This window comes from Aminobacter sp. MET-1, from assembly GCF_026521175.1.
In the GTDB taxonomy this organism is placed as follows: Bacteria; Pseudomonadota; Alphaproteobacteria; order Rhizobiales; family Rhizobiaceae; genus Aminobacter.
The window spans coordinates 1-18,970 of the sequence record NZ_JAMSHL010000036.1 but is presented as its reverse complement, the minus strand read 5'-3'; the positions used below and the strand labels follow the sequence as shown (position 1 = coordinate 18,970).

Sequence of the window (18,970 nt, the reverse complement as noted above, 5' to 3'; positions counted from 1 at the left end):
TCGAAGCATTGGAATCAATAATGAGCCTGATCCACGGCCGTATCCACACTGTCATGCAAGATGAAACTGTCGCGAGGCATGCCTTCAGGCGTCGGGTCGGGCGGATCGGAACATATCTGGCCGGCGCCTGGAAGTATCTGGCCGGCATCTGGCTCGTCATTCTCCTGGCGATGTCGCCATGTCCGGCCGGCGCAGGCGAGGTGTCGGTCAGGCTCGATCCGGCCCCCTTGCAGGAGCGCCGGCTCGCGGTCCTGTCCGATCCCTCCTGGTCTCTGTCGCTGGCCGACGTGATCGCGCCGGAAAGGCAGGCGGCGTTCAGGCCGGTTCTGGGGACGAGCGTGAACTTCGGTTATACGCGAAACGCCAACTGGCTCAGGCTCGAGCTGAAGCCGGCGGCAAACGGTGCTGTGCTGTTGTCGCTGGCGCCGAATTTCCTCGATTTCATCGATGTCTATGTCGCCCGGGAGCGTGCTGGGCTGGGGGCTGCCGATTTCACGCCATACACACTCGGCGACCATCGTCCGCTTTCGGCCGATGGCCTGTCGGGCCTGCAGAACGTCGTTCCCCTGGCCCTGTCGGCCGGGGAGGTGACGGTCGTCTACATCCGCATCGCCAACTCCAATTCGTCGACGCATCTCAACATCGACATCTACCCGACGGCGGAGCTGACGACACGGACATCCGCGGCCAGCCTGCTCTCCGGTCTCTGGTTCGGCGGCATGGGGGTCCTGCTGGTCATCCAGCTGGTCTTCTTCTACTTCGACCGCAAGGCGCAGTACCCGCTGCTTGCCTTAAGCACGCTTGGCATCATGCTGGTCTATGCCGGCAATCTGGGACTGAGCAGGATGCTCCTGTTTCCTGACAATGGCGCGGCCAACGACCTGTTCATGGGCGCTTCGGCCTGGTTCGGTCTTTTTGCCAGCGCGCTTGCCTATTCCAGCATCCTGGAGCTGCCACGGCTCGCGCCCAGGCTGCACCGCGTCTACCAGGCCAGCGCTGCCGTGGGGCTCATCGGCATCGGCTTCGCCATCTTCAAATCCAACATCGTGTTCGGGCCGATCGGCAACAATTTCGCCCTGCTGATGGGGGTGGTGAACGTGGTGCAGGGCCTGCGCACCGCAAACGAGAACGGTGCGGCAAGCCGTCTGCGCGCGGCGGCATTCTGCGTGTTGTGGATAGGCTCGGTGCTGTCGCTGTCGCAGCGCCAGGGCTATTTCGGACTGCCCAACGTCTTCTGGCATGCCTACGCGATCAGCGGCCTGGTGCAGGCGATCCTGCTCACCGGCGCGCTGGCTGTCAGGCTGCGCGCGGCCGAGGCGCTGAACAGCCACATGCGCGAGCAGGCGCTGGTCGCCGCCCAGGATGCGGAGCGGACGGCCAATGCACTGGTCGTTGAAAAGACGCGGGAGCTGGTGTCGGCACGGCAGATCGCCGAGGACGCATTGCAAGCCGAGCTTCGCTCGCAGCAGCAGCAGGTGCGCTTCATGGAGGTGATCTCGCACCAGTACCGCACGCCGCTGGCTGCGATCCGCTCCAATGTCGACAGTATCGGCATCAGCCTGCCTGCGGCCGACGAAGGCAACCTTGCCAGGGTCAGGCGCATCCAGCGCGCCATCGTGCGCCTTGTCGAAATGCTGGAGGTCAACCTGGCGCGCAGCCGCCTGCAGGGTCCGTCCTTCCGGCCCGAGATGTCCGGGGTGGCCGCCGGCGACATCGTCGTCGCCGCGGCGGCGCGGGCCCGCGACCTGATGCCCGCCGCCGATATCTCCATCGACCTGGAGCCATCGGCCCGGAGCCTCCCGGTCAAGGCGGACGCCGGAATGCTCGAGCTCGCAATCGTCAATCTCCTGGAAAATGCGGTCAAGTTCTCGGCCGTGGTGGGGGCGTCACAGGTCATCCTGTCGCTTGGCGCGGACGACGGGACCGTCCGTATCGCCGTCCGCGACCGCGGCATCGGCATTCCCGCCGATGAACTGGAGCGGGTCATGGTCCACGGCGTGAGGGGGGCGAATGTCGGCAGCGTCGAGGGCTCGGGAACGGGGCTGTCGCTGGTGTCGCGTGTCGTCACCGCGCATGGCGGGTCTGTCGGAATCGTCAGCAATGCGGACGAGGGCACGGTCGTTGAAATCGCACTGCCGCTGGCGACGGGCGGCGACCTGTTGGCCATCGATGGGACATCCGGCGTCGGCGCCCTGGCAGGCTGATTTCACTCGACGATCACGCAGCGGCAAAATCGGCATCGTTGATGCCGCCGCGACACGGTTTTCGTTCCATTTCGTTACAACTCGTTCCATCTCGTTCCTGTCGAAGCTCGCCATTGCCTAATAAATAGACGCCCTTGAGGGTGGAATGGTCGACGGATCGGCCGTCTGCCCCGCAATTGAAATTGCATGACAAGGGGCATCGGGGATGACGACAACAGCAACACAGGCCGTGCATCGGAAGCGGCGGCGCACGGCGTTGTCCACCTTGCAGGCGCAACTGCGGATCGGCACGGCCCTGGCCGGCGTGGTGATGCCGCTGAGCATGCCCGGCGTGGCGCTGGCCGCTGACGAATGCGGCGTGCCGCTGGGCGGCGTCGTCACCTGCTCTGCCGCCGGCAACCCATATGCGTCGGGAATTGAATATACCGCCGGTGGCCAGGACCTGACATTTGTTCTGACCGCGGACGGGCTGGTCCACACGACGGCGCCGGGCATCGGCGTTTCCGTATCCGGCGCGGGCGGCGTTCTCAGCCTCGACCTGCAGGGACGTGTCGTCACCGACGCCGCCGGTGCGACTGGCGTGTCGGTCGATGCGAATGCGACGAACACGATCGTCAACGTCAACAGCATCACGTCGGCGGGCGCGGCGCTCAACGTCGTCGGCGATACCTCCATCTCCGTCACTGCCGACACGGTCGAAAGCGTCGGCCAGGGCATCGTTGCGATGACCTATGACGGTCCGGTTTCCGTCGACGCCCGTTCGATCACCACCACGGGCAACAATGCCTGGGGCATCGACGCCTTCAGCAACGGCTTCGGGACCGTAACGGTCACCGGCGATGGCCGCATCGAGACCAGGGGCAATGTCAGCCACGGCATCGGGGCCAATACCGGTGGTGCGGTCGATATCGACGTCAATTCCGTGGCCACGTTCGGTGCCGACAGCCACGGAATCTACGCCAATTCCATCGATGCCGGCCTGGTCACGGTCAATGCGGCCTCGGTCGCGACCGAGGGCGCGCGCAGCAACGGCGTGCTCGCCACGTCGGTCGGCGGCGACGTCGATGTCGAGGTTGGCGACGCCTCCACGATCGGCGACGACGCCACGGCCGTCAGGGCGAGCTCCGTCTGGGGCAATGTCGGGGTCGCCACCACCGGCCTGATTTCCACGACCGGCAGCGCAAGTCATGGCGTCCGTGCGTCGTCCACCTATGGCGGCGCGTCGGCGACGAACAGCGGCACGATGACCACGACCGGCAACGATTCAGCCGGCATGTTCGTCGAGGGGGGCGCTGGCGCGGTTTCGGCGACCAACTCCGGATCGGTGGGCACTGGCGGCGACCGCTCGATCGCCATCTTCGCCACCAGCAGCCAGGGCGATGTGACTGTCGGAAATACCGGCGTCATCTCCACGACCGGCAGCGACAGCCACGGCATCAATGCCGTCAGCATCGACGGCGCCGTGACGGTGACCAATGGCGGCACGGTGACCACCACCGGCGACGACGCGGTGGCCATCGCCGCCAAGGGCGGAAGCAAGGACGTCCGCGTCACCAATGCGGGGACATTGGGAACGACGGGAGCGAACGCCGAGGCCATCAGGGCCGAGAGCGACCAGGGCGACGTCGTCATCGGCAACAGCGGCAACGTGTCGACGACCGGCGCGAGGTCGACCGCCATCTTCACGCGTACCGGCGGCGGCGACATCACCGTAACCAGCACCGGAAGGGTGACGGCCGCCGACGGCATCGCCGTCGCCGCCCAGAGCACGCTCGGCAATATCGAGATCGACATGGCGTCAGCCGCAGCGGGGGGTGTCCGCGGCACCGCGATCTATGGCTTCTCGACAGAGGGCAATGTCGACGTCAGGATCGGATCGGCCTCGACGACCGGCCAGGATGGCTATGTCATCGACCTGCGCAGCATCGACGGCAACCTGACCCTTGTCGCCGACGAGATCAGGTCGCAGGGGGCATTTGCCAACGGCGTCTTTGCGACGACGGATACCGGCCGCATCGACCTTAGGGCGAACTCCATCGTGACTCAGGGCGAAGAAAGCCGCGGCGTTTTGGCGGAGACGACCTCGGGTCCGATCGCCATCGACGTGGGGTCGGTTGCCACCAGCGGCGACCTGGCGGATGCCATCCTCGCCACATCCGCGACGGGAGCCGTCACGGTCAATGCCCACGGCACGATCTCGACGGCGGGCTGGGGCAGCAACGGCGTCAAGGTCGAGACCGATGGCGACGTCGACATCACGGTCGCCGATATCAATACAACCGGTCGGGGCGGCAACGCCGTCACCGCGAACTCGGGCAGCGGCAACCTGACCGTCGTCGCAAACGGCACCATCACCACGCGGGGCAAATCCGCCGTCGGCATCGGCGCCTACAGCGACAGCGGGGACATTGACGTCACCGCCGGCAACATCGACACCGCCCGGGACGATGCCCACGGCATCGAAGCCTACAGCACCTCCGGCAAGGTCAAGATCGTCGACACCGGCACAATCGCCGTGCGCGGCGAAAACGCCCATGGCATCGTGGCGGGCGGCGGCGCCGGCACCACCGTGATCGCCGATTCAGTCTCGGTGTCGGGCTATAGGGCCGATGGCATCGTTCTGTCTGGCGATGGCGGCATCGAGCTTGCGCTTCGCAACCTCCACGTCACCGGCGATGGCAGCGACGGCATCCTGGCAGACACTGCTTCCGGGGCGGTACGGATCGACGTCGGCAACGTCCATGCCGCCGATGGCCGCGCCATCAGCGCCGAAACCGGCAATGGCGACACGAGCCTCCGGATTTCGGGCAAGGTGCAAGGCCACGCCGAGGAGATCGTGTATGCCGCAAGCACAGGCGATACGCGCATCGACATCCTCGCCGGCGGCGAAGTGAGCGGCCTTTACGGCACGCGCACGGCAATTGTGGCCCGCGGCGCGAACGTGCTGATCGACAATGCCGGCATTCTCAGTGCAACTTCGGTGCCGACGGTCATGGTCAACAGCGGCACCGTCAGGCTGATCAATTCCGGAACCTTCATCGGCGGCGTGTCCTTTGACGCGGGCGACGACCTCATCGTCAACAGCGGCAGGTTCGAGCTCTCCGGCACCAGCGAGTTCTGGGACGGCAACGACCTTTTCGTCAACTCCGGCGTGGTCAGCCTGCGGGACAACGCGACGCTGGCCAATCTCGAACGCTTCGACAATTCCGGACTGGTGACGCTGGCCAACAATCGCGCCGGCGAGGTGCTGACGATGTCGGGTGACTATGTCGGCATCAACGGCCGGCTGGCGCTCGACATCGACACTGCCTCGGCTGGCACGAGCGACCTGCTGGTGATCGGCGGCTCGGCCTCCGGCACCACGACGATTGCGATCAACTCGGTGCGCGGCGGCGCCTTGCTGCCGGGCCGCACGCTGACGCTGGTCGATGCGGCCGGCGGCACTACGGCGGGCGCCTTCACGCTGTCGCCGGACACGGTCAATGCCGGTTTTGCCCGCTATGCGCTCAACTACGACGCGCTTGGCAACGACTTCTACCTCTCGGCGTCTGAAGGGTTCGGCCTGTTCCAGATGCTCAAGGTCAATGAAGGCGCCCAGGCGTTGTGGCGACAGTCGGCCGACGCCTGGTCGGCGCGCACGGCGAGCCTGCGCGACCCGGCCAAGGACGGTGTCGAGCAGGGGCGCCTGTGGGCCCAGTTCTACAGCTCTGCCGACGAGCGCGACCAGGCCTATGCGGCAAGTTCCGGCGATTACGATCTGTCCTACCGCCAGAAGCATGTGGGCGGCCAGGTCGGCGCCGATCTCGGCACGATCGGCGGCGTGACCTATGGTCTGACCGGCGGTTACCTCGCCTCGGCCTTGACCTTTGCCGGCACCGAAGATCGCACCGACTACGATGCCTACAATCTGGGCGCTTATGCCCAGGGGCAGTGGGGCAACTACTTCGTCAACGCGCTGGCCAAATATGACGTGTTCGGCGCCAAGATCGACAGCGTGACAGGCGGCTTCACCGAAAAGCTCGACGGCACCGCCTTCGGGCTCCAGCTCGAGGCCGGCGCCCGCTTCGGCGACGCCAGCTTCTTCCTCGAGCCGGTTGCCAGCCTCGCCTACAGCCGGACCAGCCTCGACACGCTCGAGGTGCTGGGCGCGGCGGTCGACTTCGACAGTGCAAACAGCCTTCGCGGCAAGGTCGGCGCCCGCATCGGCGGAACGGCGCCGGTTGGCAACGGTGTGGCCACCTTCTATCTCGGCGCCCATCTGGTGAACGAGTTCGAAGGCAAGGACGGGGTGCGTTTCGTCAACGGCGCAACCAGCGCACTGGCCAACGATCCGATCGATGCCTACGGCCAGTTCCAGCTGGGCGCCACGCTGGTGTCGGGAACCGGCCTGAACGGCTTTGCCGAAGGCACCGCGTCTATCGGCAACGACTATCAGAGCTATGGGGGCCGCCTGGGCGTCCGCATGGCGTTTTGAGACCGCACAAGGTGAATGACTGAAACGCAGCCCCCGGCCTGGCCCGGGGGCTTTCGCCTATGTGAAGCCTTTCTGCCCGGCGTATTCAGCGTTGTCCTATTTGCTCTGCTTTTAATGCTTCGGCTGGGCTTGCTGCTGCGCCACCTCCGCCTGCGGGGCTTCCGGCGTGGCGACCGATATGGCAAGCAGCCGCCATTGCCCTGACGCGACCTGGAAGACCAGGTCGAACTTGATCTGCTGCGGGCGGGTGGGGAAGTAGCCCGCAAGGCGCAGCAGGCCATTTTGATCGAGCGCGGGCGCTTCGGTGAATTGCGGCGCCAGAAGGGCCACGCCATAGAGATCGAAATTGCGGTGCCGCAGGTCGGAAAAGCTCTGGCCAAGGTCGGCTGCCGAGTTCTGCGCCTGGAAGTCGGGTGCGGCAAGATCATGCAGCACCGTGTAGTTGCCCGACCGGTTGGCGTCGTTGAGCGTCAGCAGCGTGGAGCGGATCAGATAGAGCGCCTGCTCCAGGGAGACGGGCAGGGCAGGCGACAGACGAGAGGTCTTGGACGCCGCCGTCGACGCCTGTTCCTGAGCCCTTGCGCCGTAGAACGCCCAGGGCTGCTGCAGCAACAGCGCAAGAAGGACGGGGCCGAGGGGGCGGGCCAAGCTTTTGGCGATCTGTCTCACCAGCCTATCCGCACGCCCAGGCGTCCGCCCACGCCGCCGCCATTGGTGCCATATGCAACGCCGCCATTGGCCTGAACATGCTCGCCAAGGCGCATCGCCCCGCTCAGGGCCAGGGCGTTGGTGCCGTCGAACGTGCCCCAGTTCAGCGTCATGGCGAAGCGTTCGGCGGGCATGACCCACGGCGTGCCCGACATCGCAAAGGCCATGGCGACACCGTTGAGCGCCTTGCTGCTCCTGCCGTCGAGGTCGTTGAGGCGGCTGTTGAGCCCGGCGATCTGTCCGTTGATGCCGGCGATGTCGGCGATGCCGGCAATTCCGAGATCGCCGAGCGTGCTGGAGCCGAGATTGCCGCCGCTGTCGGTTGTGACGAATTGCAGCGGCCCGGTCTGCGCCGCACGGCTCGCTGCCGAGGTGATGCCGCCCATCGTGTAAGTGTTCGAAGCCGTGCCGAAGGATTGCTGGTTGGCGCGCGTCGCTGTGGCGCCGGTGCCGATCGCCATGGAATTTGCATGGGTCGCCGATGCGCCGTTGCCGAATGCCGAGGAATTGGCGCCGGTGGCGGTGGAGCCGTAGCCCACGGCGGTGTTGAAGGTGCCGCTGCCGCTCGCATTGGCGTTGACGCCCAATGCGACGTTGGCGCTGCCGGTGCCGTTGGCGTTGGCAAAAGCGCCTGACGCGACGTTGCCGGATCCGGCACCGCTTGCAGTGGCAAGAAAGCCCGTCGCGGCGTTGAAGCTGTTGGCGCCGCTGGCATTGGCGCCGTCGCCTGTCGCGACGTTTCTGCTGCCGTCACCGCTCGCATTGGCGTTCAGGCCGCTCGCAACGTTGGAGCTGATGTTGCCGCTGGCATTCGCCCGTGTTCCGGAGGCGTTGTTGTTGCTGTTGTCGCCACCGGCATTGGCGCCGTTGCCGGACGCGACATTGGAGCTGTTGTTGCCGACGGCATTCGCCCGTGTCCCCGAAGCGCTGTTGTTGCTGCCATCGCCGCCGGCAGTGGCGATGAACCCGGTGGCGATGTTCTTGCTGCCTGCGCCACTGGCAATCGCCCCGTCGCCGACTGCCGTGTTCGTGCTGCCGTTGCCGCTGGCGTTGGTGTTGTTGCCGTAGGCCGAGTTGCTGGAGCCGTTGCCGGAGGCGTTGGCATTGCCGGTTGCGGTGTCGCCGCTGGCGTTGGCGCCTGTCCCTGTTGCCGTGTTGTTGCTGCCTGAAATGCCGCTGGCATTGGCACCGTTGCCGCAGGCGAAACTGGCTGGTGATCCGGCAGCCGTTGCGCCTTGAGCGGACGCTGCGCCGTCGACGCAGACGAACTGGGCTCGTGCCGGTGAGACGATGGCACAGGCTGAAATCATCGAGACGAGCGCGGTTGCGGTCAGGGCCGCCGCCCGGTTCGAGTTGGCGCTTGTGACAGTCATGTTCTTCCCCCGCCCGACGCAATAGGCCTGGTCCACCCGGGCAGACGGACCCTGTCTCCGGCACGTTTTCACGGTGCCGGGACAAAGGCTGCCGACTGCGATGCCGGCGCCCTGCCGCTCCGTCACGCCACTTGCATCCGCGAGCGCGCGGCTTGGCAGGCAGTGGCGCGCCACGAGGCAGGCAGGGCGTTCCGGATGTCTTTGCGCGTATGTCGTTGCCGCGAGATTTCTGGCACAGCCGAACAAGGCTGTCGCCGCATGCAGCTACAGATTGGGACGCTCGGTCATGAGGATGGGACGTCGGGTCATGGCTACCGCAGGCGCCGACGTTCCGCGGGCCTGTTGCGGTCCAGGTTCAATGGATCGAGCGGACGGATGAACGCCATCGAGCCCGGGATCACGGAGAATCTCGGCCTGCAGCGGCTGGCGCTGATCGAGGCGTGTTTTGCGTGAGGGGCGGCGGGCCGCCACCGGAGAGGGCGGTGGCGTCCGTTGTCCGTCGTCAGGCTGGCTGCTGCTGGGTCGTGCAGTGAATTCCGCCGCCGCCGGCGGCGATGCCGTCGATGTTCAGCTGGATGATGTCGCGGCCGGGAAACAGGTCCCTGAGCGCGTCCCGCGTGTTGGCGTCGGCCTGCCTGTCGCCGAATTCGGGGGCGATGACGGCTCCGTTGCAGACATAGAAATTGATGTAGCCGGCTGCGAAGTCCTTGTTTTCGTACTTGCTTCGCACCGTCGAGGGGCCTTGCAGCACGACCACCTTCAATTTGCGTCCCTTGGCGTCGCTCGACTGCCTGAGGATTTCCAGGTGCCGCTTGGTCACGGCGTGGTCATAGGATGAGGGGTCGGGGTCCAAACCGGCGACGACCACGCCCGGGCTGGTGAAGCGGGCGTAGAAGTCGGTGTGCCCGTCGGTAATGTCCTTGCCGGCAATTCCGGGCAGCCAGATGATCTTCTGCAGACCGAGCAGGCGAAAGAGTTCGGCTTCGCATTGGGCCTTGCTGACGCCGGGATTGCGGTTGGCGTTGAGCACGCAGCTCTCGGTGATGATGGCGGTGCCTTCGCCGTCGACCTCGATGCCGCCGCCTTCGAGCACCAGTTTTGTCTCGATGAATGTCGCGCCGGCCTTGCCGGCGACGAAACCCGCAACCTCGGCGTCGTACTCGTGCGCCTGCTTGTCGCCCCAGCCATTGAAGTTGAAGCCGACAGCGCCGGCCTGGCCGGATTGATCCTTCACGAACACCGGCCCGGTGTCGCGCATCCACAGGTCGTCGATGGGCTGGGTCACCAGCGTGACCGAGGGGCCGCACAGGCGTTCGGCGATGTCGTGGTCGTCTTCGCGCACCAGCATCTTCAGCGGCTCGTGCGCCGCGATCGCCTTGGCGATGCCGGCGAGGTTCTCGCGGACGACAGGCAGGAGTTTTCCGCCCCAGATGTCCGGGCTCGGGCCAAATGCCATCCATGTGGCGGCGTGTTTTGCCCCTTCGTCGGGCATGTGCCAGGTCTCGGCCTGTTCAGACGCGGCCGTGGCAAAACGGCTGGCGAGGGTGCCAGCGGCAAGTGCCGCTCCGGAAGCGAGCAAGAGATTTCGTCGCGTCGGCATCGAGAATTCCTTGGGAAAGCGGACAATCCGGCGGAGAGGTCTATCCGGCGAGAGGGCTATCCGGTGGGTAGGGGCGCTCGCGAAACTGGTCCGGAGAAAGGGAGGCGCAGATTCCGCGCCTCCCTTGGGAAAAATCAGTTCTGGACGTAGCAGCGCTTGCGCGCGCCGGGGGCCGGGTCGCCGAACACGTCGTTGCTGCACTCGACGCCGTCGCGGAACACACCTTCCTCGAAGTTGCCGGGGACGCCGTAGCGGACGCGCTTGCGGCCGTTGAAGTCGCAGTAGTCGTTCTCGCTGGCGCAGGCGACCCAGCGATTGCGGCGCGGCTCGCCATAACCGCCATCGCCCCAGCCACCGCCGCCATTGTCCCAGCCACCGCCATTGTTCCAGCCGCCGTCGCCCCAGCCGCCATCACCATAGTCGCGGTCGCGGCCCCTGCCGCGCAGGACGATGTAGCAGCTCTTGCGGACGCCCGGTGCCGGATCGCCGAAGACGCGGTTCGAGCAGCGCACGGACGGGCCGTCGATGAAACGCGAGGTCATCCGGCCTTTGGCGCCGTAGACCACTTCGGCCGGATAGGGCAGCCGGCAGGTGCCGCCTTCGGTGGCGCAAGGCTGCATGCGCTGCGCCGAGGCCGTCTCGGGAAGCAGCGCGGAGCCCGCGGTCAGAAGGCCGCCGAGGCAGAGTGAGGCAAGTGCAGTGCGGAGGGAGAAGATGGGTGCGCGTGACACGGGTTGGTCCTCGAATCGTTGTGGTCACAGCTTAGTGACCGCGATTTGAACGCACGATGAATGAGGCGTTTGTGTGTGGTTCAGGCAGCTGCAACCGCCGCAAACGCCAAGCCCCGGCGTCGCCGCCGGGGACAAATTCTGTTTCGTGGTGAGACAAAGTTTCAGGGCGGGGCGGCCCGCTCATGTGGGGTCGGTGGCAAAGCCTGTCAGCACGCGCAGCTTGCCAGCGCAGCGTTCGGCTTCATGCGGTGCGCATCCCATGTCCTGATCCATCGAGCCTATCGTCAGCCTGTTGGCGCCGATCTCGCGGATCAGCTTGCGCAGGATGGCGGCCGAATAGTTCTGCCGCGCCGTCACCGGTTCGACAAAGGCGCCGGGGCCGCCAATGACCTCGTTGCGGTAGTAGTCGATGAGGTATTCGGGCGGAAAATCGTCCTCGGCGCCGTCGAGCACACCCTGCAACAGGCCCTTGTAGACGATGGGCATGCCGTTGATGGTCGTGCCCATATCGAGCAGCCGCGCCCGCGTCTCCTCGACGTCGGGCACGTTGTTGTTCACCCCGTCGCCCGACAGGTTGACGACGTTGCGGCCGGCATCATAGCCGCTCGACTGCAGCAGATAGCTAGAATAGTCGAGCGCCATGCCGATCGAGGTGCCGCGCGGCAGGCGGGAGGGGAAATTCCGCTCCAGCCGCTGGGCGAAGGCAAGGGCCGCCTGCGGGCTGTCGATGACAGTCCAGGGCACGACCAGCTTGGGCGTGCGGTCGCCGCCCCATTCGAAATAGGTCACCGAGATCCGCCCTTCGGGACCGGCCAGCATCATGCGGATCAGTTCAGGGTCGCGGAAGGCGAGGACAAACCCCTGCTGCTGCAGCGTCTTTTCCTCGCGATCCATCGAGGTGGAGACGTCGGCGGCGATGACCAGCTGCAGGTCGACCGCTTGGCCGGCTCGCGCCGGCCCCGACGTGACGACGGCAGCCGTCGCAAGGGTGATCGTGATGTAAAGGCATGCGCGATACAGCGCGCGCAGATGTAACGGCAGCACGTTTTGCCCCCCTGAAAGCGATGTCAGCGGTTGTCGAGACGGCTTGGCAGGTCGCGTCGCCGCCAAGTCCGGCGCGCTGAGGGACTGTGCAGGAAGATTGTTGTCCGAATATTTGAAAGGGCGGGTTTCAGGCACAAAGCAGCAGGCGAGGGTTCGTTTCCGCGCCTGCGCCGGACGCTTGACCGCAAGCTGCACGAGCGTCCCGCGGCCCAGCGACAAAAAAGCCCGGCGTTGTGCCGGGCCTTTTGGGTTCAGATGTCGCGCTGCCTATTCAGGCCGCAGGAAGCGGCCGTTGACCCAGCCTTCCTGGCCGCGATAGCGCACCTTGCACCAGCTCTGGCCATCCTGGCAGCCGAGATTGCGCAGGCCGCCGGCGTCGAAGGGGATTTCGGCGACGATTGCGCCGCGCGGCGAAGGGGTCGTGCGCATGTTGAGCACGTCGTTGGGCGTCACGCCGACGACGCGCCAGGAGCGCGGACCCGGCACCGGATCGGGTCCGGGAGCCGGGCCGGGACCTGTTTCGCCACCACGGCCGAAAATCGCGACGCTGAGCGAGAAGGGGGCCGGCACGTTGCGGCGGGCCTCGGCGCGCACGAGATAGATCTGGATGGTGTAGACGCCGGTGGCCGGCAGGCGGCCGTCCCATTGGGTCTGTTCGCGGGCGATGGTGCGGCCGCGCGGGTCGAGCACGTTGAAATAAAGGAAGGTGTTGCGCGAGCTGAGGTCGAGGCTCATGCGCTGGCCGGCGCGCGCCTCGAGCCGGTAAGAGGCGCTGATGCGGCCAAAGACGATGCCGCGCACCGTCGTCTGCGTCGCGCCCGGGCGCATGCGCAGCGTCTCGACGCGCTCCTGCGCCGCCGCAACTTGCGGCAAGGCCGGCGCAAAGGCGAGCATCAATGCCAGGAAAAGGCCTGTCCGTCGCATCATCTTGGTCCCCTAGCGTAAGATGGAATCCGTGAACGGATAGTAGAGCAAGTTCGCCCGGGGAGGGAACCGCCTCACGGAAAAATCATGTTGTGGCAACAGGATAGGCCGCGCGCTCCGGCGAGGTGGGACCGCTGTGGGGCAGGTGGCCGGCGGCAATCTCAAGCCGCCGGCTGCCATGGTCAGAAATTCCTGCCGACCTTGAGGCCGAGCGCATGGCTCTGGCCGACGCCGCCGACGGCGGTGCGATAGTCGAACCTTGCCGTCCAGCTGCCGCTGAGAGCGGCGTCCAGCGATGCGCCGAGCGTGACATAGTCGCTGCCCTTGCCCTCGGTCTGGAAGACGTAGTCCAGGCCGCCGGTGTCGGCATAGCCGAGGCTGACCTGGCTGGACCCCGCGAAATCATGGACATACTCGATCCGGGCGCCCGGCTTCAGCGTGCCCCAGTCGGTGGTGACTGCATATTCGACGCGAAGGCCGGCGATGCCAGACACCGTGTCGACGGTCTGGCTGCCATATCTCAGCAGGCCGGCGCCGCTGCCGCTTTCGGTATAACCGTCCAGCCACGAGCGCGAGAAGTCCAGCCGGCCATAGGGCGAGATCAGCCAGGCATCGTCGCGCTTCTCATAGCTTGCGGTGATCGAGCCGAAGATCTGGGTGCCGCTGCGGTCACCCATCGCAAAGGTGCCGCTTGCAGTCTCGTAGCGCTTGCTGGAGAGGTCGAGCCAGCTGCCGCCGATGAGACCGTCGAGATAGGTCGACTTGAACGGCTGGTAGCTTGCATAGACTGCGCCGCTATAGGCATGCGCGCGGCTTTCGGTGCCGTTGGCGCCGATGTCGGTGGCGTCGCGGCCGTAGCCGAGCCCGAAACCCGCCACCAGCGACTTGGAGAAGCGGTAGTCCATGCCGCCGCTGACGCCTGCGGTGGTGTAGTCGAGGCTCAGCTTGCCGTCGTCGCGCTTGCCGAAATTGACGTAGCCGCCGGTCCACACGGCGAGCCTGCCGAGGTCGACATCGGCAGTTGGCTGCGCCGGCTGGCTGGACTTCTTGTCCTCGGCATAGTTGTGCATGGCGAAGCCGCCGCTGGCTTCGGTCCTCGAGGATTTGCCCAGCAGCTCCTCGAAGCGCCGGTCTTCGTCGCTCTTGCCGTCATTGCCGGAATAGCCGAGCCGCACGGCCATGCTGTTGCGGCGGCGGTCGCCTTCGTCGTGCAACTGCTCAAGCCGTGAGTTGAAGTTCTGAACCTGGCTGTCGGCGAAGCGGCGGGCAGCGTCGACCTGCGCGGTCAGCAGGCCGGTGACCTCGGCATCCTCGGTCGGATCGGGGGCGAGCGCGGCCACCGTCACGGTGTAGTCTTCCGTCACGCGGAAGGACCGCGAATCCAATGCGGCAATCGTGAAGGTGGACGTGCCTGCGGTGGACGGCGTGCCGGACACGACACCTGTCGCCCCGTTCAACGTCAGGCCGGTTGGCAGGGAGCCAGCAGTGATGCTGAAGGTGTAGGGGGCGGTGCCGCCCGTCGCGCTCAGCGTCTGCGAATAGGGGCGCCCGACCACGCCATCGGCAAGCGTGGCCGGCAGGGACATGGTGGGTGCATTGACCGTGTAGTTGTTCGATATGGCGGCGCCGGTGCCCGGATTGGCCGAGCTATTGACCACGCCGGTCAGGTCGAGCTCGATATGGTTGGTTGCGGCAGACACACCTGCGGCCGGGGTGAGCGTGGCGGTCCATATGACGCCACCATCCGACGAACTCAGGCCAGACAATGTGCCGTTGTCCGCAGTCATATCTGCGGTGGTGAAGCCGGTCACCGCCTCCGAGAAGGTGATCGTCACCACCGACGTTCCGCCGGTGACAAGCGCGGGTGTCGCAACGACGATCGTCGCCGTAGGGCGAGCCGTCTGGACCGAATAGTTGTTCGAAGCGGTTGTTCCGCTGCCGGTGTTTCCGGACGCGTTGGTCACGCCCGTGTTGGACAGAATAATCTGGTTGGCCGAGGACGTGATGCCTGCTGTCGGCGTGAATGTCGCCGTCCAGGTAATGCCACCATCCGTGGATGAAACAGCCGACAGCGTCCCGTTGGCGACGCTCAGGTCGGTGTTGTCAAAGCCGGCCACCGCCTCCGAGAAGGTGATGGTCACAAGGGCTGTTTCACCTGCCTTCAGAACGGGTATCGCCACGATGACCGTTGCCGTCGGCCTTATGGTGTCGATGCTGAAATTGGCCGAATTGGTCACGCCGGCACCGAGATTGCCGGCGAGGTCGGCCACGCCGGCGTTGTTGAGGGAAATCAGATTGGTCGTGAAACGAACGTTCGCATTTGGCGTGAATGTCGCCGTCCAGGTGATCCCGCCGTCCGAGGAGGAGGGGGGCGAAAGGCTGCCGTTCGGTATGGTCAGGTCGGCATTGTCAAAGCCAGTCACCGCCTCCGAGAAGGTGAAGGTTACCAGGGATGTGTCGCCGGCTTTGAGGGCGCTTCGGGCCATGGTGATTGCTACGGTCGGTCGCTGCGAGTCGACACCATAATTGTTGGAATCGGTTGTTCCGTTGCCTTGGTTGCCAAAGAGGTCCGCCACGCCCCAATTGTTCAGCCTGATCACATTGGATGATTGGGTGATGCCTGCAGCGGGGGTAAAGGTCGCCGTCCAGGTGATGCCGCCGTCCGAGGACGAGACAGCCGACAAGGTGCCGTTGCTGATGGTGAGGTCGGCGTTGCTAAAGCCGGTTACCTCCTCGGAAAACGTGATTGTCACCTGCGACGTCTGGCCAATGCCGATGTAGGTAGGGTACAAAACGATGGTCGCTGTCGGCCGCTGGGTGTCGATCCGATAGTTGTTGGAATCGACGGTGCCGCTGCCAGCCTCGCTGCCCAGGTTCGTCACGCCCGCCAGGTTCAGGGTAATCCTGTTGGTTGGGGCGGTGATGGAACTCGACGGTGTGAATGTCGCCGTCCAGGTGATGCCGCCATCGGAGGAGGCCACTGGTGTCAGTGTTCCGTTGGTGATGGTCAGGTCGAAATTGGTAAAGCCGGTTACCGCTTCCGAGAAAGTAAACGTGACCAGCGACGTGCCGCCGATATTGAGATCGCTGTTCGCAACGACGATTGATGCCGTAGGCGCCGCGCTGAAAGCCATCGACGGCCAGAACATACCCATGCAGAGCATAAGCAACAGGCGGGTAAGCGTCCGGCACCGCGCAGCCATTGTCGCGACCGCGCGTGTTGTCGTCTGATGCTTCATCGGTGGCCCCCGCCAGCTCCAGCCCGACACCTGTGAGTGGCGCGGCTGCAGTAATCCCATTCGCAATGACCGCCCGGAACCGGCGATTCACCCGAGTGGACTGAGAGCTTGTCTTTGGGGAAAGGTCAACAGAAGAATAGGATGCAATCTTTGCAAATATATATGCCAGGCGTGTTGTTTCATCTATATGTAGAATTACCGGATTCTAAAATATTCAAATAGTTGCATTTGCCTCTAGCCGCCGCTGATTGCCGTCAGTACGAAGACCTCGACGCCGGGGCTGAGCTTCGTGGCGAGCGTCGCGCGTTCGCCGTCGATGAAAACGTTCATGTGCTTGCGGATGGCCGGCCGGGAATCGCAGATGCGGTCGCGCATGCCGGGCCAGCGGCGGTCGAGCTCGTCGACCATGTCGCGGACGGTCGCGGCCTTGACTTCGACCCGCCTGACAGCACCGGGAAACAGGTCGACCAGCACGCCGGGCAGGCGCACCACGATTGTCGCCAGCCCCTGGGCAGGCGCGGCGCCGGGGGAATGGGTGTTGTCCATGCGCCCTTCCTCAGTCGACCACGAGCGTTTCCACCGACAGGATCGTCGGCAGGTGCTGGGCGACGTCGATCCAGCTTTCGCCCTCGTCGGAACTGGCAAACAGCGCCCCCGAACTGGTGCCGAAATAGACGCCGGCGGGCTCCAGCCGGTCGGTCGCCATCGCCTGCCTGAGCACGCCGATATAGGCGTTTTCCTGCGGCAGGCCGTTGCGCATCGCCTGCCAGCCATGGCCGGCATCGCGCGTCCGCCACACCGCCGCCTTGGCGTCGGGTACGTAGCGGCCGGCACTGTCGCCGTTGAGCGGCACGAGATAGAGGGTGTCGGGGTCGCGCGGATGGGCGGCGGCCGGAAATCCGAAAGTCGAGGGCAGGCCCTTTTCGATGCTGACCCAGCGCTTGCCGCCATCGTCGGAGCGATACATGCCGCAATGGTTCTGCTGGTAGAGCCGGTCGGGCATGCCGGGCGCCATGACCAGGTTGTGCACGCACTGGCCGAATTCGGGATAGTTCTCGCCCTCGGGCAGGAAGTCGGCGCGGGTGCCGAGGTTGCGCGGCTCCCAGCTCTGGCCGCCGTCACCGCTGTAGAACACGCCGGCGGCCGAAATGCCGATCCAGATGCGGTCGTGGTCGTCGGGGTCGAGCACGAGGGAATGCAGGATCAGGCCGGCGCCGCCGGGGTTCCAGTGCGGGCGGGAAGGGTGCTTCTGCAGCGCTTCGACGTGGCTCCAGCTGTGGCCGTCGTCGTCGCTGCGAAACAGCCCCGCCGGCTGGACGCCGGCATAGAGGCTGCCATTGCCCTTGGCGAGGCTCCACACCGCCTTGATCGGCTCGTCGCCCTCGGCATAAGCGAGCCCCTCGGACGAGTGCGTCCACGTCTCGCCGAGGTCGGTCGATTTCCAAACCGCCGGGCCGAACCATTCATTGCCGCCCGCACCCCAGATTGCGCCTGTCTTCGGGTCGGCGACGACATGGTTGATCGGCCATGTCTCGCAGTACGGTCCGCGCAGCTTCCACGACCGCCTGGCAGCGTCGCTCTCGGCAATGAAAGCACCCTTTTTGGTGCCAAGCAGGACAAGGACTTTCTCAGCCATTGCACTCCTCCCCACAGGGACCGATCTTCAGAAACTGAATCTGGATCGGCTTCCAAGTTTTTCAAATACCTTGCGTTCCCGCGCCCGCCGCGCTCGCTGGCTCGGCTTCAGGGCTGCGGTGCAGCGCTGTCGGGCGTCATTGCGGCCGATGTTAGCGGCAAAGCCGGAAGCGAAACAGCCGAAGCAGGCAGGCTCCTGACAAAGCGCCTTCGGGCCGGGGCGACATTCCGGTTGACAGTGCGCCATAATTCAATACCCGTCGCGCGGTAGAGAAGCTGCCTTTCTATCGTTCGGGAGGACCACCAGATGACGATCAACGTAGCGCCTGTGGGCTTGGCGCGAGACCTCGTGGAGCGGCAGAAGTCGGGCAAGCCGATCCGCATCGGCCTGATCGGTTCGGGCGAGATGGGCACCGACATCGTGGCGCGGGTGGCGCATATGCCGGGTATCGAGGTCGGCGCGATCTCAGAGCTCAACCTGCCCAACGCGCATCGCGCCGTCGACATCGCCTATCAGGAAAAGGGCCATGCCCGTGAGGTCGCCTCCGGCTCGGCGATGAGCGAGGCCATCGAGGCCGGCAAGGTCGCCGTCACCAACGACGCCGACCTGATCCTCAACAGTGGCCTGATCGACGTCGTCATTGATGCGACTGGCGTTCCGGCCGTCGGCGCCGAGATCGGCCTGCGCGCCATGGAGCATGGCAAGCATCTGGTGATGATGAATGTCGAGGCCGATGTCACCATCGGCGCTTATCTCAAGAGCGAGGCCGACCGGCTCGGCGTCACCTATTCGCTGGGCGCCGGCGACGAGCCGTCGTCGTGCATGGAGCTGATCGAGTTCGTCTCGGCGATGGGCCACACCATCGTTGCCGCCGGCAAGGGCAAGAACAACCCGCTCAACATCGACGCCGTGCCGCACGACTATGCCGAGGAAGCCAAGCGCCGCAACATGAACGTGCGCATGCTGGTCGAGTTCGTCGACGGCTCCAAGACCATGGTCGAGATGGCGGCGATCGCCAATGCCACCGGCCTCGTTCC

General features: G+C 65.4%; 12 protein-coding genes and 1 pseudogene. 4 read left to right on the top strand and 9 right to left on the bottom strand.

The genetic code is table 11. The annotated features are described in order from the left end of the window. Nucleotides 1-20: 20 nt before the first annotated feature. On the top strand, nucleotides 21-2,204 hold the full coding sequence (locus tag NDO48_RS28050) for a sensor histidine kinase (RefSeq protein WP_267322829.1): 2,184 nt from the start codon (nucleotides 21-23) through the stop codon (nucleotides 2,202-2,204). Nucleotides 2,205-2,409: 205 nt separating this feature from the next. Beyond that, nucleotides 2,410-6,678 carry an autotransporter domain-containing protein gene (locus tag NDO48_RS28045; protein WP_267322828.1) on the top strand — a complete coding sequence of 1,423 codons (4,269 nt, stop codon included), beginning with the start codon at nucleotides 2,410-2,412 and terminating at the stop codon, nucleotides 6,676-6,678. Nucleotides 6,679-6,789: 111 nt separating this feature from the next. Here NDO48_RS28045 and NDO48_RS28040 read toward each other — a convergent pair whose 3' ends face one another. Both NDO48_RS28040 and NDO48_RS28035 read right to left on the bottom strand, forming a co-directional pair. After that, entirely contained in the window at nucleotides 6,790-7,347 is a 558-nt protein-coding gene (locus tag NDO48_RS28040; RefSeq protein WP_018428697.1) for a hypothetical protein, read from the bottom strand. Then, the gene (locus NDO48_RS28035) at nucleotides 7,344-8,759 is read right to left on the bottom strand and encodes a hypothetical protein (protein WP_267322827.1); all 1,416 of its coding nucleotides are present in this window, start codon (nucleotides 8,757-8,759) and stop codon (nucleotides 7,344-7,346) included. The genes NDO48_RS28040 and NDO48_RS28035 overlap by 4 nt, the downstream gene beginning before the upstream one ends. A 258-nt stretch (nucleotides 8,760-9,017) precedes the next feature. On the opposite strand from NDO48_RS28035, the gene NDO48_RS28030 reads away from it, so the two are divergent. Further along, entirely contained in the window at nucleotides 9,018-9,212 is a 195-nt protein-coding gene (locus NDO48_RS28030; RefSeq protein WP_267322826.1) for a hypothetical protein, read from the top strand. A 49-nt stretch (nucleotides 9,213-9,261) separates the two neighbouring features. Here NDO48_RS28030 and NDO48_RS28025 read toward each other — a convergent pair whose 3' ends face one another. The 7 genes from NDO48_RS28025 to NDO48_RS27995 all read right to left on the bottom strand — a co-directional run bounded on the left by NDO48_RS28025 (nucleotide 9,262) and on the right by NDO48_RS27995 (nucleotide 17,933). Further along, nucleotides 9,262-10,359, bottom strand: a complete 1,098-nt coding sequence (locus tag NDO48_RS28025) for an agmatine deiminase family protein (protein WP_267322825.1) — start codon at nucleotides 10,357-10,359, stop codon at nucleotides 9,262-9,264. Between the two features lie 134 nt (nucleotides 10,360-10,493). Next, complete coding sequence (locus NDO48_RS28020) at nucleotides 10,494-11,090, bottom strand: hypothetical protein (protein WP_018428694.1); 597 nt, start codon at nucleotides 11,088-11,090, stop codon at nucleotides 10,494-10,496. A 180-nt stretch (nucleotides 11,091-11,270) separates the two neighbouring features. After that, a complete protein-coding gene (locus NDO48_RS28015) occupies nucleotides 11,271-12,134 on the bottom strand; it encodes a DUF1194 domain-containing protein (protein ID WP_018428693.1) in 864 nt (287 codons plus the stop codon). 267 nt (nucleotides 12,135-12,401) lie between these two features. Continuing rightward, a complete protein-coding gene (locus NDO48_RS28010; protein ID WP_018428692.1) occupies nucleotides 12,402-13,061 on the bottom strand; it encodes an SH3 domain-containing protein in 660 nt (219 codons plus the stop codon). Nucleotides 13,062-13,240: 179 nt separating this feature from the next. Beyond that, entirely contained in the window at nucleotides 13,241-16,192 is a 2,952-nt protein-coding gene (locus tag NDO48_RS28005; protein WP_267322824.1) for an Ig-like domain-containing protein, read from the bottom strand. Nucleotides 16,193-16,531: 339 nt separating this feature from the next. Beyond that, nucleotides 16,532-16,843, bottom strand: a complete 312-nt coding sequence (locus NDO48_RS28000; RefSeq protein WP_018428691.1) for a MoaD/ThiS family protein — start codon at nucleotides 16,841-16,843, stop codon at nucleotides 16,532-16,534. A gap of 10 nt (nucleotides 16,844-16,853) precedes the next feature. After that, on the bottom strand, nucleotides 16,854-17,933 hold the full coding sequence (locus NDO48_RS27995; RefSeq protein ID WP_267322823.1) for a WD40/YVTN/BNR-like repeat-containing protein: 1,080 nt from the start codon (nucleotides 17,931-17,933) through the stop codon (nucleotides 16,854-16,856). A gap of 306 nt (nucleotides 17,934-18,239) precedes the next feature. On the opposite strand from NDO48_RS27995, the pseudogene NDO48_RS27990 reads away from it, so the two are divergent. After that, nucleotides 18,240-18,970 (top strand): annotated as a pseudogene (locus NDO48_RS27990) (homoserine dehydrogenase); the annotation flags it as partial.

What these genes read in the sequence shown, in the direction of transcription:
- NDO48_RS28000 (WP_018428691.1), bottom strand. Translation starts at nt 16,843, where the DNA reads ATGGACAACACCCATTCCCCCGGCGCCGCGCCTGCCCAGGGGCTGGCG.
- NDO48_RS28050 (WP_267322829.1), top strand. Translation starts at nt 21, where the DNA reads ATGAGCCTGATCCACGGCCGTATCCACACTGTCATGCAAGATGAAACT.
- NDO48_RS28025 (WP_267322825.1), bottom strand. Translation starts at nt 10,359, where the DNA reads ATGCCGACGCGACGAAATCTCTTGCTCGCTTCCGGAGCGGCACTTGCC.
- NDO48_RS28035 (WP_267322827.1), bottom strand. Translation starts at nt 8,759, where the DNA reads ATGACTGTCACAAGCGCCAACTCGAACCGGGCGGCGGCCCTGACCGCA.
- NDO48_RS28010 (WP_018428692.1), bottom strand. Translation starts at nt 13,061, where the DNA reads ATGATGCGACGGACAGGCCTTTTCCTGGCATTGATGCTCGCCTTTGCG.
- NDO48_RS28030 (WP_267322826.1), top strand. Translation starts at nt 9,018, where the DNA reads ATGCAGCTACAGATTGGGACGCTCGGTCATGAGGATGGGACGTCGGGT.
- NDO48_RS27995 (WP_267322823.1), bottom strand. Translation starts at nt 17,933, where the DNA reads ATGGCTGAGAAAGTCCTTGTCCTGCTTGGCACCAAAAAGGGTGCTTTC.
- NDO48_RS28045 (WP_267322828.1), top strand. Translation starts at nt 2,410, where the DNA reads ATGACGACAACAGCAACACAGGCCGTGCATCGGAAGCGGCGGCGCACG.
- NDO48_RS28005 (WP_267322824.1), bottom strand. Translation starts at nt 16,192, where the DNA reads ATGGCTTTCAGCGCGGCGCCTACGGCATCAATCGTCGTTGCGAACAGC.